Source organism: Flavobacterium hydrocarbonoxydans, from assembly GCF_009789235.1.
In the GTDB taxonomy this organism is placed as follows: domain Bacteria; phylum Bacteroidota; class Bacteroidia; order Flavobacteriales; family Flavobacteriaceae; genus Flavobacterium; species Flavobacterium hydrocarbonoxydans.
This window is the reverse complement of the sequence record NZ_WSTB01000012.1, coordinates 32,609-47,714: the sequence shown is the minus strand read 5'-3', so window position 1 is coordinate 47,714 and position 15,106 is coordinate 32,609. Positions and strand designations below refer to the sequence as shown.

Sequence of the window (15,106 nt, the reverse complement as noted above, 5' to 3'; positions counted from 1 at the left end):
TGAATATGATTGAAATAGGAAAATACAATACCCTTACTATATTACGTGATACCAAAGTGGGATTATTTTTGGGTAACCCAGAGAAAGATCCGGAAGGAATTCACGACATTTTATTACCCAACAAATACGTTCCAAACGAATTTGAATTTGGCGAAGAACTTATCGTTTTTGTTTATTTAGACCACGAACAACGTCCGGTAGCAACCACGCTTGAACCGTATATTTTACTGAATGAATTTGCACTTTTACGTGTGAATTATACCAACCAGGTTGGGGCTTTCATGGATTGGGGAATGGAAAAAGATATTCTGGTTCCGTTTAAAGAACAGGCACGTCCTATGGAAAAAGGAAAACGCTATTTGGTGTACCTTTATATGGATGAAAAAACAAATCGTTTGGTGGCTTCCAGCAAATTGAATCAATTCTTAACTAACGACCAGCTTACAGTTGAAAAAGGAGAAGAAGTTGATTTAATCGTTTCGCACATTACAGAATTAGGTATTAATGTGATCATCAACGAGAAACACAAAGGTTTGTTATATAAAGATGAAGTGTATGACGATGCCATTAGAACCGGTGACAGGATGCGTGGATATATCAAAAACATTCGTCCTGACAACAAAATAGATGTTGCGCTTCAAGTGCAGGGTTATCAAAGTATTGAGCCTAATGCTGAGAAAATTCTTGATGAATTAAGAGCCAACCGTGGTTTTTTACGCCTGAATGACAATTCGCATCCGGAAGACATCAAAACCGTTTTGAAGATGAGTAAAAAAACCTTCAAAAAAGCGATTGGTGCTTTGTATAAAGACAAACTTATCGAAATTAAAGAAGACGGAATTTACCTTATTCAGGATAATTAGTGTTTTAAATTCCAAATTCCAATTTCATTCTCAATAATTAGATTTTAGAATTTAGGATTTGGATTTTAGAATTTGGAATTTATTTAAACACAAGAAAGGCTAACCATTACGGTTAGCCTTTCCCTTTTTATTCAGTTTTAAAAAAAATTGTAATTAAAAAAAAACAGAAATAAAATTATTCGAAATTATTAAAAAGTAAAAGCTTTAAAAATTTTAGAAATTACTTTTTAAACGGTATGTCTTTAAATGAGGTAAGCATTTATTTTAAAAGCAAAAATTAAATTTCACGGCAGACCCATTTGGTTTATAAAATAACTTTTAGAAAGTTGTATTAGTATTTTTTCCTCTTTTCGTAATCAATTTGATACTAAAAATTTCAACAATTCTAGCGTTTAACCTTAGGTGTTACTATCTCCTTTTTGAAGTTTCAACAAACGAAAACATCATTTGCTCATTAGTTGAAGGTTTGTAATTAAAAACCATTAAAAAATGAGCGACAAGTTTTTTAAATTTTCTCAAAAAAATCATTTTTTAGGTTAATAAATCAGTGAAAGAAAATCAATCCTAGAAGCAAGAAAAATAAAATGTATCTACTTGATTTCTAGGGTGTAAAATTACATAATTTTTTTCGAATCAAAATGTTAAATAATGTTATATTTATATACTAAGTTATATTTATTTCATCAGAGCATGATTTTTACGATTACTTAGACATCAAAGTGTACCTGAAAATGTAAAAAATGGTTTATTTTTACACTATTAAATTTTTAAAATAATAAATACAAATGGATTGGATTACTGCCAGAGAATTTGAAGATATCACCTATAAAAAATGTAACGGAGTTGCCAGAATTGCTTTCAACAGACCAAATGTTCGAAATGCTTTTCGTCCTAAAACAACTTCAGAATTGTACCAGGCTTTTTACGACGCACAAGAAGATACTTCGATAGGAGTAGTGTTACTTTCTGCCGAAGGACCATCAACCAAAGATGGCGTGTATTCTTTTTGCAGCGGTGGCGATCAAAATGCTCGTGGACATCAGGGATATGTGGGTGAAGATGGTCAGCATCGTCTGAATATTCTCGAAGTACAGCGTCTTATTCGTTTTATGCCAAAAGTAGTCATTGCTGTTGTTCCGGGTTGGGCTGTAGGCGGCGGACATAGTTTGCACGTAGTTTGCGACATGACTCTGGCAAGTAAAGAACACGCTATTTTTAAACAAACAGATGCGGATGTTACTAGTTTTGATGGTGGTTACGGTTCTGCCTATTTAGCAAAAATGGTCGGTCAGAAAAAAGCACGTGAAATTTTCTTTCTCGGAAGAAATTATTCTGCTCAGGAAGCGATGGACATGGGAATGGTAAACGCCGTAATTCCACATGATGAACTTGAAGCTACTGCTTATGAGTGGGCACAGGAAATTCTACAAAAATCACCAACATCTATTAAAATGCTAAAATTCGCGATGAACCTAACCGATGACGGAATGGTTGGACAACAAGTCTTTGCCGGCGAAGCAACCCGTTTAGCCTACATGACCGAAGAAGCAAAAGAAGGTAGAAATGCTTTCCTCGAAAAAAGAAAACCAAACTTTGGAGAGAATAAGTGGTTACCATAATTTTAGATTTTAGAGTTTAGATTTCAGATTTTTTTGAAACTCGAAACTCACAATCTAAATTTTAGCCTAAAAAATAATATGTAATACTGTTTTAGTTTGCAGATTTTAGATTATTGAATCTCATAAATCTAAAATCTACACTCTAAAATCTAAAATTAAATAAATGAAACATTGGATTGAAGCCGCACGTTTGCGCACATTGCCTTTATCAGTTTCTGGAATTATCGTGGGGAGTGTTTACGCACTAACCAACCCAACTGCTGATGTTTACACGCCTACACAAGTTTTTAGCTGGACCGTTTTTGGTTTTGCTATGCTGACTACGCTCGGTTTACAAGTTTTATCCAATTTTGCCAACGATTATGGCGATGGTGTAAAAGGAACCGATAACGAAGACAGAATCGGTCCCAAAAGAGCCATTCAGAGTGGTGTAATTACAGCACCACAAATGAAAAAAGGAATCATTATCACGGCTGCTTTGACCTTATTGTCCGCTATTTTATTGATTTATTTCGCTTTCGGAAAAAACAATTTTGGCTATTCTATCTTTTTTTTATTGCTGGGAATCGCAGCCATTGTTTCGGCAATACGTTATACAGTGGGGAATTCCGCCTATGGTTACAAAGGTTTCGGAGATATTTTTGTCTTTATATTTTTTGGTTTGGTAAGTACTTTGGGAGTTAACTTTTTGTACTCAAAACAAATCGAGACATTACTTATTTTACCTGCAATTGCAATTGGTTTATTAAGCGTTGGCGTTTTAAATCTAAACAATATGCGAGACGAAGCATCCGACAAAAAATCTGGAAAAAACACAATTGTGGTTCAAATTGGGGGAGCAAAAGCCAAAATTTATCACTTTTCGCTAATTATCACAGCCATGATTTTGGTTGTAGTTTTTGCTGTTTTAAGCGATTATCGTTTCGATCAATATTTGTTCTTATTGGCTTATATTCCTTTAACTAAACATTTAATTACCGTTTATAAAAACCAAGAGCCTAAGCTATTAGATCCCGAATTAAAAAAACTGGCACTAAGTACTTTCTTGCTTTCTATATTGCTTACATTGTGTATGATTTCATTAATTTCAGACATCATCGTAAACCTGTTTTTAGGCGGAAGATAAAATTTACGTTTAACTTAAAATTACTAAAAAATGAAAATCACATTTTACGGTCACGCTTCATTAGGAATCGAAGTTGGCGGAAAACACATTATCGTTGACCCCTTTATCACAGGAAATCCACAAGCTTCATCTGTGGATATAAACACGCTAAAAGCAGACTACATCTTGCTTACGCATGCACACGGCGATCATATTTTAGATGTCGAAGCCATTGCCAGTCGTACAAACGCTACGATAGTTTCAAATGCAGAAATTGCAAGTTATTATGCGAAATTAGGACATCAGGCGCACCCAATGAATCACGGTGGAAGCTGGAATTTCGATTTCGGAAAAGTAAAATACGTAACAGCCATTCACTCCAGCGTTTTTCCAGACGGAACAAACGGCGGTAATCCAGGCGGTTTTGTTATCGAAAGCGAGCACAAAAATATCTATATTGCAGGCGACACAGCCCTTACAATGGATATGAAACTAATCCCGATGCGCACCAAACTCGACTTAGCCATTCTCCCAATCGGAAACAATTTTACCATGGATATCGAAGATGCTATCATTGCCTCAGATTTTATCGATTGCGATAAAATCCTGGGCTATCATTACGATACTTTCGGTTACATCGAAATCAATCACGAAGACGCTATCCGCAAATTTTTCGATAAAGGAAAAGATTTAATGTTACTAGAAATAGGAGAATCTATAGAATTGTAATCAGGAGCTAATCCCGCTATCCGTTGCAATCTTTTGTGCCGAACCCCGGCACAAAAGGATTTCCACTTCTATCGGGGCTAGGGCACTTGGTTTCATAAGAATGTGAAATTCTCACAATCTTGTCATTTCGACGGAGGAGAAATCTCTGTCAGTAAATCGACAAAGTAAATTAAAGTAATACGAGGCAAAAAAATTAAATAACAAAACATGTTAATAAACACTTTCTGGAAAATTTTGCTCAAAATTATTGGTCTATGGATTCTTTTTAGTTCCATTTCTATAATTCCACAGTTTTTCACCACGTTATCATTCGTTGAGGGAAGTATTAATATTATAGCCTTATTGCAAGTTTGGGGAATATTATTGGGTTCAATAGTTATTTACTTTATCATTATTAGAATATTTCTCTTCAAAACAGATTGGATAATTCAGAAATTAAAATTAAATCAAAATTTTAATGAAGATAAAATAGATTTAAATATAAAACCTGCCCAAGTTTTAACGATTGTAATCATTATAATGGGAGCTCTAATCTTAATTGAAAGTGTACCAATGTTCATATCTAGAATATATGATTTTCTTAAGCAAAAAACATTGTTTCGAGAATATCGCGATCCAAGCTGGTTAATTTTTTATTTTATAAAAGCAATAATTGGTTATTCACTTTTTACAAATGGAAAGTATTTTGCAAAATTTATTGAGAAGAATAGCGAAGAATAAAAATCATTATAATCCTTTTAATCTGTGGCAAAAAAAATAGGCTCGAATTTTGCTCCAAACCTTTACAATTATTTATAAACAAACTTCATCAATGAATTTCAAAAAAATAATACTACTTCTTTTTATAGCAATCTTTCAAAATACTTTTGCTCAAAAAGACGGTTATTGGGACAAAGAACGCGCTACTACAAAAGAAATTATAGTTTCTGCCCGTGACAGAATAACAATTAAAACCGAAGATTTACCCGTTGGAACAACCGAAATAGTCTATAGAATTACACTTCTGGACAAAAATCAGCAAATGGCAAACAGCCTGGTTTCGGTTCTAAAAGCGATACCGGATCCCACCGGAATCAGTCAGGGTTCTGCCGGAGCTGTTTTTTTGATGTCTAAGATTTCCGGTGACGACGAGTGTACTTATGCACTTTTTACATCGGGTGAAAATGCCAAAAAATATCAGGATGACGGAGAAACAGACAAAGCCTGTTATGCTCAAAAAGAACCGGTTAGTAAAGATGCAAAACGATTGTCACTGGAGAGTTCTGCCTGTCTAAAAGAAGCAAAAGGAGCGATATGGTTTGGTTTCGAAAGTAAAAATTGGCTTTTAAGTCAGAAAATCGTTCTCGAAGTGGTGCCGTGGGTGGATACAAAACTCAATCGTGGTTGGAATCAGGATAATAAAACCGAAATTGTAGGTTTGTGCAAAACCTCGAATATGGCGCAAAAAATGGCCGATTCAGATGACTTTTGTGTTTGTATTTTAGAGAAAATCATGAAGCAATATCGTTATTCCGAATATGAAAAATTGCTTGCCATCGAGAAAACTAAAATCTATAAAGACTTTGGAAACGCCTGTTACAACGATGCTAATATTTCTAAAAATGTTTACAACGATTTACGTACGCAAGCCAATACGCTTATAAGATTGCAAAAATACAATGAGGCAATTCCAAAACTAAACACCATAATCATTGACGGAAAAGCGACGGCTTTAGATTACAGTTCGATTGGTTACGCTTATATTTTAACCAAACAATATGCAAAAGCAATCAAATTCTTAAAAGAAGGAGAAAAGCTGGACGACACCGAATTATTGGTAAAACTAAATCTGGCGCACGCATATTTGGTAAGTGACGATTACAGTTCGGCAAAACCCATTTATAAAAAATACCAAAATCAAAACGTGACAGACAGTCTGAGCTGGAAAGAAAAAACAAAAGCAGACTTTGCCAATTTCAAAAAAGCAGGTTTACCATCACAGGATTTTGAAAAAGTAGAAAATTTATATCATTAAAAAGTTTTTCACCATATAAGTGATATAAGAAAATTTAAGTCAATTTTGTAGCATAACAATCTGCTAAGCGGACTAAATAAAAAATAGACCACAGATTGACACTGATTAAACAGATAATTGCGGATTTTTCATAGTTATTAGTAAAACATAATCAGCGTTAATCCGTTAAAATCAGTTTTGTCTGTGTGCCATTCTCAATGGTTGCTACAAGAAACGGATAGTCATATTTTGTAAAATGAACTTATATAACTTATATGGTTTTAAAAACCACACAGTATTGAAAGCAACTTACCACAAATACATGCTCGCCTTTAAGCGTCCTTCCGGAACGTCGCGAGGCATTATGACCGAAAAAGAAACCTGGTTTATCATTCTGGAAGAAAACGGCAAAAAAGGAATAGGCGAGTGCGGTATTTTAAGAGGTTTGAGTGCCGATGATCGAGACGATTACGAAGAAAAACTTAAATGGACATGCGAAAATATTCATTTAGGCGAAACTCAACTTTGGGGAGCATTATTAGAATTCCCATCCATACAATTTGGCGTTGAAATGGCTTTTCAATCACTTAAAAGCGAAAATCCATATCTTTTATTTCCTTCCGATTTTACCAATCATACTCAATCAATTGTTATCAATGGTTTAGTTTGGATGGGAAAAGCCGCTTTTATGAAAGAGCAAATTGAAGAAAAAATTGCACAAGGATTTAATTGTATCAAACTCAAGATTGGCGCTATTGATTTTCAGAAAGAGCTAGAATTATTAGCTTTTATTAGAAGTCATTTTTCGCCAGAACAAATCGAAATTCGGGTAGATGCCAATGGTGCTTTTGCTTTGAACGAAGCTTTAGATAAGCTGCATCAATTAAATCAATTTCAATTGCATAGCATAGAACAACCTCTCAAAAAAGGAAATGTTCAGGCCATGAAACAGTTGTGCGAAGTAACACCTTTTCCTATTGCCTTAGACGAAGAATTGATTGGTGTTTTTTCATTCGAAGAAAAAGAAAAATTACTGCAGGAAATCAAACCACAATACATCATTCTGAAACCAAGTTTTGTTGGCGGTTTCAGAGGTACCCAGGAATGGATTACGTTGGCCGAAAAACACAATATTGGCTGGTGGATCACATCGGCATTAGAGAGTAATATTGGTCTCAACGCCATCGCACAATGGACATATTTGCAAAATTCTCCAATGCCGCAAGGTTTAGGAACAGGAGCACTTTATACCAATAATTTCGATTGTCCGCTTGAGGTTTCAGAAGGACAATTATGGTATAATACTTCTATAAACTGGAATTCTACTTTTCTCGAAAAAGCATAAAAAAACTGGCATAAAGCCAGTTTTTATGGTTAAATAGTTGTAATTATTCTTTTCCACCCAATAAGCCCTGCTGCCAGTCTTTAAGTTCCTGCCATTTTCCCTGATAAGCAAGTGAGGCTTGTTTGGCCCAGGTGCTTGGGTTATGAATTGCATAATTTTCTCCTGCAGCATCCAAAATTGCCTGTAACTTTTCAGTCGTTGTTTCGGATAACTCTTTCCAGGTTTTGATACCGGCATCATTAAACAAAGTCTCAATTTTTGGACCAATTCCTTCCACAATTTTCAAATCATTTTCTTTTATTTTTTTGCCTAAAACGGTTGCCGCCAATGCACCGTCAAATAAGATTACCGGAGCTGCTTTTGCAAACGCTTGAGGAGCAACAGCAGCTGAAATATTTGCTTTTGCAGCTAAATCGGCTTCTAAAGATGCAATTTTTGTATTCAAATTTTTAGTATTTGCTCTACAGGCATCCAAATCAGATTGCAAAGAGACAGCAAGAGAATCATCTCCGCCTTTTGAGTTCATTTTTCCTAGTAAGTAACCTAAAATTCCACAGATTAATCCCACTAGCACTGGTATTAAGATACAAGGTATATTCATAATAGTATATTTTATTAATTATTTGATTGTTATGACGGTTCTTCTGTTATTGGCCTTGCCTTCTTCGGTTGTATTCTCGCCAATTGGTTCGTCCGGACCTTTTGATTCGGTAGTAATTCTCGAAGGGTCAATACCGTTTTTGGACAAATAATCTTTTGTAAACTCTGCACGTTTTTGTCCCAGAATGATGTTTGAATCGCGATTTCCTACATTATCCGTATGTCCTACAACCAAAATCGTAGCGTCAGTAACATGATTACTATATTTTGCAATATCAGCCACTTTTTGCTTTTCTTCGGCTGATAAATTTTCGCTGGCTTTATTGGTACTGAAATTCAGAATTAATGGACTACTGTTTATTTTTTCTTTCAATAAACTCCACTCATCTGTCGCTGTACTGTTGTTAATTGTTTCAAAAGTATATTCAGCGGGACCTAACAAAGTATCGGCAGTCATTTGCCATTTTTCAATAAGCACTCCTTTTGTTGCAAATTGATTCTCAGGTAAACCTTTAGAAACAAAAAAAGTTTTTACATCATTTGCCCTTGCTAAACCAAGATTTTCAAATTTTGTAGTATTCGTTTCGTGAGAAGTAGCATAACCAGTTATCGTGACTTTTTGCTTTGGATTTGCCGCTAAAAACGTTTTAAGGTTTTCAATACCTATAGAAACGGAATCACTAACAGGCATAATAATAGCCGAACTGTTTTTCAGGAACTTAAGATTATCATGGGTTTGATAATCAATTCCGGAACCATTAAGAACAAACGGGACATGATTAATGTCCGTAACCGTTACAATTGGTGTGTTTTCAGTACCAATCGCAGGTGTTTTTTCGCAGCAATTGCAACAAAATTTCTGATACAAAAAAGTCCCCAGAATAATCGTTATTGCAATGCCTAACAAATAAAGTGCTTTTTTAGACATAGTTAAAATGTTAAGGTTCTATCAAATTTAGCAAAAAATAAAATACCTAATACATTAACAATCAGTTATTTTAATATTTATTGTAAGTAAAAGCTTTATTTTAAATACAGGCTTTAAATTTTAAATAAGAAAAAATCTAAATTTTACTCTTAGAATAATTGAGTAACTTGCAGTATAATTTAATTTCGAATAAAATGATAGAGATTGAACGTAAATTTCTAGTAAAATCAGACCAGTTTAAAACCGAAGCTTTTCGCCAAAACAAAATTGCACAAGGCTATTTGAGTTCGCTTCCTGAGCGTACTGTTCGTATCAGGATCAAAGGCGAGAGAGGTTTTATTACTATTAAAGGAATTGGTCATCAGGGTGGAATGTCACGTTTTGAGTGGGAAAACGAAATTCCGCTTGACGAGGCTCAGGAATTATTAAAATTATGCGAAAAAGGTAAAATCGAAAAAACACGTTTCGAAATTAAATCCGGCGATCATGTTTTTGAAGTAGATGAATTTTATGGTGAAAACGAAGGTTTGGTAATGGCTGAAATAGAGTTGAATTCTGAAACCGAAACTTTTGATAAACCTGATTGGTTAGGCGAAGAAGTAACCAATGACGAGCGCTATTATAACGCTTATTTGAGCAAAAATCCTTTTAAAGATTGGAAATAAAACAAAATATGACGCAGCAATACGACTTGATAATTGTGGGTGGAGGACCAATTGGACTTGCCTGTGCAATTGAGGCTCAGCAGAAAAAATTAAAGTATTTAATTATTGAAAAAGGGGCGATTGTCAATAGTATTTTCAATTACCCGCTGTACATGACTTTTTTCTCAACGGCAGAAAGGCTGGAAATTGGCAATATTCCGTTTAATTGTCTGGCACCAAAACCCGGCCGTCAGGAAGCTTTGGAATATTATCGAAATATTCATCGCTATTTTAATTTTAATATCAATTTATTCGAAAGAGTAAATGCAGTTCAAAAATTAGCAAGTGCTCTTTTTAAAATTGATACGGATAAAAATTCGTATGAAGCCAAAAACGTAATTATTGCGACTGGTTTTTATGACATTCCGATCGAAATGAATGTAAAAGGCGAGGAGTTATCTAAAGTTCGGCATTATTATAAAGAAGCGCACGAATATGCTTTTCGAAATATTTTGGTGGTTGGAGCCAATAATTCTTCGGTAGATGCGGCTCTGGAATGCTGGAGAAAAGGTGCCAATGTAACGATGGTAATTCGTAAAAACGAAATTAATAAACGTGTAAAATATTGGGCAAAACCCGATATAGAAAACCGAATAGCCGAAGGAAGTATAAAAGCCTATTTCGAATCGAATATTACAGAAATTCGAGAAAATGAAGTTGAAATTGAAACGCCAAACGGAAAAGTTACGATAGGAAATGATTTTGTTTTAGCACTTACAGGCTATAAACCAGATTTGAATTTTCTTGAAAACATGGGAATTCAATTATCTGATGATGAGCTAAAAACACCAACTTATAATCCGGATACAATGGAAACTAATGTTGAAGGTTTGTTTCTGGCTGGAGTAATTTGCGGAGGAATGCACACACACAAATGGTTTATCGAAAATTCGCGTGTTCACGCTTCGATGATTGTAGATTATATTATCTCGAAATAATTTTAGCCACAGATTTAAAAGATTTTAATGATTAAAAAATCTGTGAGAATCATTTAAATCTGTGGCTAAAAAAAAATTAAGAACTACAAGAAAGCATTGAGCAACCAACTTTTGAGCGCGCCCAATCAGGTCTTTTGGCAAACCATTTTTCAAATTCTGGTTGTTCGTCGTATGGTTTTTGCAAAAGTAAATACAATTCATTTACAAGCGAATAATCACCTTTATCAGCAGCATCAATAGCCAATTGCGCCATATAATTTCGCAAGACATATTTTGGATTTACCAGATTCATTTTGGTTGAACGGCTTTCATCTGAAAGATCTTCAGTTTTCAATCTTTCCATGTAAATCGCAAACCATTTCGTCCAGGCTTCCAATATTTCACCTGTAATTTCTTCTGGAATATAAAAAGCATCTTTTATAATTTCTAAAGCACTTTCAACTGAATCCGACTTTTTAATTTTACTTAAATTTCTGAAAAAGATAGTCATATCTGTTTCAGATAACTGCAAAATTGCTTCTAAACCTGCAATAATAGAACCATCAGATTTGGTTGAAGTAAACAAACCTAATTTATTTAACATCATGAGTTTATAATCTTTGTCAAATTTATCTATAAACGATTCTAATATTTTTTCTAAAGGTGCAGCTTCATTTACCAAAGGATAAAGTGCATTAGCCAATTGGTATAAATTCCATTGTGCAATTTTGGGCTGATTTCCAAATCGGTATCTACGATTTTGACTATCTGTAGTATTTGGTGTCCAGTTTGGATCATAATTTTCCAGCCATCCGTAAGGCCCGTAATCAATCGTAATGCCGTGAATCGACATATTATCGGTGTTCATTACACCGTGTACAAAACCTACGCGCTGCCAATGCAAAATCATTTCACGCGTCGTGTCAGCTACTTTTTGGAAAAATTGCAGATATTGTTCTTTTGGTTCTCCTTTGATTTCAGAGAAATAATATTTGATATTGAATTCAACAAATTGTTTTAGATTTTTGAGTTCATTGCGGGCTGTGAGCATTTCAAAACTTCCAAAACGGATGAAAGATGGCGCTACACGGGCTACAATTGCCCCTTTTTCGTAAGCGGGGTTTCCGTTGTACAAAACGTCACGTAATACCTGATCGCCAGATAACATTAGCGAAAGCGATCGGGTAGTGGGAACGCCCAAATAATGCATCGCTTCGGCACATAAATGTTCTCTGATGGACGAGCGCAAAACTGCCAAACCATCAGCGGTTCTGGAATAAGGCGTTTTTCCGGCTCCTTTTAATTGTAAGGTGAAAAAATCATTATTATGTTCAACTTCTGTTAAATTAATCGCGCGACCGTCACCCAATTGTCCTGCCCAATTTCCGAATTGATGTCCGGCATAACACATGGCATACGGACGTGTTCCTTCAAGAATTTCTTTCCCGGAAAAAACATTCAAAAAGGATTCTGACTGAATTTCATCAACAGAAATTCCGACCAATTTTGCGACTTCTTCAGAAGCGTGAATTAGTTCAGGATTGGACGGTTTAGTAGGATTTACGTATGAAAACAACGCATCTTTAACCTGACGAACTTCATTAGTTTCATCAGTATCAGCGGGTAATTCGGCAGTAAACCGATTATTTATTTTTAAATTTTTCATGAAAGTTTTTTTTTCGCCACGAATTCACGAATTATAATTTATATAATCTAGAAATAAAAATTCGTGAATTCGTGGCTATTTTTTTTCACAATTAAAATAATTCTTTAAATTCTTTTAATCTGTGGCTAAGCAATTTTAGTCTATCAATTTATCGGCATACATTTTTTTCAATTTATGTATTTTCGGGTCGATAACGATTTGGCAATAACGCGCTCCCTGATTGTTGTTATAGTAATTTTGATGATCTTCTTCTGCTTCGTAAAAAACTTCAAAAGGAGTCAATTCGGTAACAATAGGGTCTGGATATGCAGGTTTAACTTCTTCAAAAACTTGTTCTGCAATTGCTTTTTGCTCTGGATCATGATATAAAATAATAGAGCGATATTGTGTTCCGGCATCAGCACCCTGACGATTAAGCGTTGTCGGGTCATGGCTGGTCATAAAAATAAAAATCAGGTCGTGATATGAAATTATGGCAGGGTCGAATGTCACTTGTATGACTTCGGCGTGTCCGGTTCTGCCAGTACAAACTTCACGATACGGTGGATTTTTGATAAAACCTCCTGAATATCCTGATTTTATGCTTTCGATACCCTTTAAGCGCTGAATTACAGCTTCTATACACCAAAAGCATCCACCACCAAAAGTTGCCACAGATAAATTTTTCATATAATTATTTTTTAAGTTCTAATAGCCTATAAATCCGATAGAATATTATGATAATTTATTTATAAAATCACCATTTAGTTAAAGATACTAAAAGGTAATTTATATTTTGAAGTTTATATTTGATAAATTCGCAATTCTGTAAAAAAGCGATATATTTGCAATCAAACACAATTACAGTAATGATTAGCAAAAATAGTACCATCAGTTTAGAAACTTACTTTCAGGATTTTAGGCAGCATATTGTTGGTGTAAACCAGGAATTCCTGTCACCTTATGGCAAAAAACAAATCGTTTATACGGATTGGACTGCCAGCGGAAGATTGTATCGCCCTATAGAAGAGAAACTTCTGAACGAATTTGGTCCTTTTGTCGCTAACACTCATACAGAAACAACCGTGTCAGGTACTGCCATGACAAAGGCTTATCATCATGCCAGAAATATCATCAAGCGACATACAAATGCGAATCAGGATGATGTTTTGATTACTGATGGTACTGGAATGACGGGTGTTATCAATAAATTTCAAAGAATTTTAGGTTTGAAAATCCCTGAAAATCTTAAAAATCATACTACAGTTCCTGCTGAGAAAAAACCAATTGTTTTTATTTCGCACATGGAACATCATTCCAATCAAACGTCTTGGTTAGAGACTATTGCGGATGTTGAAATTATTCCGTCTTGCGAAAAAGGACTTTTTTGTTTGGATAATTTAGAGTTATTGCTTCAAAAGTATAACGACAGAACGATAAAAATAGCTTCGATTACTTCTTGTTCGAATGTTACGGGTATTAAAACACCCTATCACGAAGCTGCCAAATTGATGCATCAGTATAATGGTGTTTGTTTTGTAGATTTTGCCTGTTCTGGACCTTATGTCGAAATTGATATGCACCCCGAAGATCAGGAAGCGTATCTGGACGCGATTTTCTTTTCGCCACACAAATTTTTAGGCGGTCCTGGAACTTCTGGTGTTTTGATTTTTAATAAAAAATTATACAACAATATGATTCCCGATTGTCCTGGTGGAGGAACTGTGAGCTGGACAAATCCCTGGGGTGAACATAAATATGTAGATAATATTGAAGACAGAGAAGATGGTGGAACGCCTGGTTTCCTGCAAGTTATCAAAACGGCTTTGGCCATTGAACTGAAAGAAGAAATGGGGATTGAAAACATTCTACAACGTGAACACGAAATTGTGGATTATGTTTTTAATGAATTAGAATCTGTAGAAAATATTAAGATTTTGGCGGGTCAGCACAAAAACCGTTTGGGTGTTGTTTCGTTTTTTATTGATGATTTGCATTTTAATTTAGGTGTAAAAATATTAAACGACCGATTTGGAATTCAGACTCGTGGCGGATGCAGTTGTGCGGGAACTTACGGACACTTTTTATTACACGTAGATCAGGAAACTTCGAATAAACTGGTGGATGAAATCACGATTGGAGATTTGATCAAAAAGCCGGGATGGATCAGAATGTCGATTCACCCAACAACGACTGATGCAGAAATTGCTTTTGTTTGCGAAGGAATTAAGGAATTGGCTAAAAACCATAAAACCTGGGCTTTGGATTATACTTACAATAAAAACACCAACGAATTTATTCATAAAAATGCTAATTCGTTTGAGGATGAGTTAGTGGCTGGATGGTTTAATTCTTAGGATTTTTTTTTTAAATATTTAGACCGACAGGTTTTTTGTTTACAGCAATTTTTAATAATTTGTTTGTCATTCCGTAGGAATCTCAGCTAATAAGTGATTTTGCAAGTTTAGAGATTCCTACGGAATGACAAAAATGAAGGTAATTTTAATGAATAAAAGACTTTTTGATAGCGTTCTAAAAAACTACAAAACTTTCTAATTTAGCCCCGATAGAGCCGATATCCTCGAAGTCCCGATAGCTATCGGGAGGAGAGATAAAGGCGAAAGCGGGACAACTCTTTCTAAAGAAATTATATCTTTC

Annotated in this window: 14 protein-coding genes; 10 read left to right on the top strand and 4 right to left on the bottom strand. The window is 34.8% G+C overall.

All coding sequences use genetic code 11. From position 1 onward, the window contains the following. Positions 1-5 precede the first annotated feature (5 nt). The 7 genes from GON26_RS18165 (at position 6) to GON26_RS18135 (ending at position 7,654) form a co-directional block, all read left to right on the top strand. A complete protein-coding gene (locus tag GON26_RS18165; RefSeq protein ID WP_160376190.1) occupies positions 6-863 on the top strand; it encodes a CvfB family protein in 858 nt (285 codons plus the stop codon). Between the two features lie 785 nt (positions 864-1,648). Next, positions 1,649-2,482: a 1,4-dihydroxy-2-naphthoyl-CoA synthase gene (locus GON26_RS18160; protein ID WP_017498510.1), complete on the top strand. Its 834-nt coding sequence runs from the start codon at positions 1,649-1,651 to the stop codon at positions 2,480-2,482. Between the two features lie 163 nt (positions 2,483-2,645). Beyond that, positions 2,646-3,608, top strand: coding sequence for a 1,4-dihydroxy-2-naphthoate octaprenyltransferase (menA, locus tag GON26_RS18155; protein ID WP_160376189.1), 963 nt, complete (start codon positions 2,646-2,648; stop codon positions 3,606-3,608). Between the two features lie 30 nt (positions 3,609-3,638). Then, positions 3,639-4,316: a metal-dependent hydrolase gene (locus GON26_RS18150; protein WP_160376188.1), complete on the top strand. Its 678-nt coding sequence runs from the start codon at positions 3,639-3,641 to the stop codon at positions 4,314-4,316. Positions 4,317-4,523: 207 nt separating this feature from the next. Then, positions 4,524-5,036, top strand: a complete 513-nt coding sequence (locus GON26_RS18145) for a hypothetical protein (RefSeq protein ID WP_160376187.1) — start codon at positions 4,524-4,526, stop codon at positions 5,034-5,036. Between the two features lie 91 nt (positions 5,037-5,127). Beyond that, on the top strand, positions 5,128-6,330 hold the full coding sequence (locus GON26_RS18140; protein ID WP_160376186.1) for a tetratricopeptide repeat protein: 1,203 nt from the start codon (positions 5,128-5,130) through the stop codon (positions 6,328-6,330). A 277-nt stretch (positions 6,331-6,607) separates the two neighbouring features. Further along, positions 6,608-7,654 carry an o-succinylbenzoate synthase gene (locus GON26_RS18135; protein ID WP_160376278.1) on the top strand — a complete coding sequence of 349 codons (1,047 nt, stop codon included), beginning with the start codon at positions 6,608-6,610 and terminating at the stop codon, positions 7,652-7,654. Positions 7,655-7,697: 43 nt separating this feature from the next. Here GON26_RS18135 and GON26_RS18130 read toward each other — a convergent pair whose 3' ends face one another. Beyond that, a complete protein-coding gene (locus tag GON26_RS18130; RefSeq protein ID WP_160376185.1) occupies positions 7,698-8,255 on the bottom strand; it encodes a hypothetical protein in 558 nt (185 codons plus the stop codon). A gap of 18 nt (positions 8,256-8,273) precedes the next feature. Further along, entirely contained in the window at positions 8,274-9,182 is a 909-nt protein-coding gene (locus tag GON26_RS18125) for an OmpA family protein (protein WP_160376184.1), read from the bottom strand. A 194-nt stretch (positions 9,183-9,376) separates the two neighbouring features. On the opposite strand from GON26_RS18125, the gene GON26_RS18120 reads away from it, so the two are divergent. Next, complete coding sequence (locus tag GON26_RS18120) at positions 9,377-9,847, top strand: CYTH domain-containing protein (RefSeq protein WP_160376183.1); 471 nt, start codon at positions 9,377-9,379, stop codon at positions 9,845-9,847. Positions 9,848-9,855: 8 nt separating this feature from the next. Continuing rightward, positions 9,856-10,824 (top strand): YpdA family putative bacillithiol disulfide reductase, encoded by a 969-nt coding sequence (locus GON26_RS18115; protein WP_160376277.1) that lies wholly within the window; start codon positions 9,856-9,858, stop codon positions 10,822-10,824. Positions 10,825-10,900: 76 nt separating this feature from the next. On the opposite strand, the gene GON26_RS18110 is transcribed toward GON26_RS18115, so the two are convergent. Both GON26_RS18110 and msrA read right to left on the bottom strand, forming a co-directional pair. Further along, entirely contained in the window at positions 10,901-12,469 is a 1,569-nt protein-coding gene (locus tag GON26_RS18110) for a protein adenylyltransferase SelO (RefSeq protein WP_160376182.1), read from the bottom strand. A 135-nt stretch (positions 12,470-12,604) separates the two neighbouring features. Then, a complete protein-coding gene (gene msrA / locus GON26_RS18105; RefSeq protein ID WP_160376181.1) occupies positions 12,605-13,138 on the bottom strand; it encodes a peptide-methionine (S)-S-oxide reductase MsrA in 534 nt (177 codons plus the stop codon). Between the two features lie 179 nt (positions 13,139-13,317). Here msrA and GON26_RS18100 point away from each other — a divergent pair, with 179 nt between their 5' ends. Further along, positions 13,318-14,805 (top strand): aminotransferase class V-fold PLP-dependent enzyme, encoded by a 1,488-nt coding sequence (locus GON26_RS18100; protein WP_160376276.1) that lies wholly within the window; start codon positions 13,318-13,320, stop codon positions 14,803-14,805. Positions 14,806-15,106: the final 301 nt, after the last annotated feature.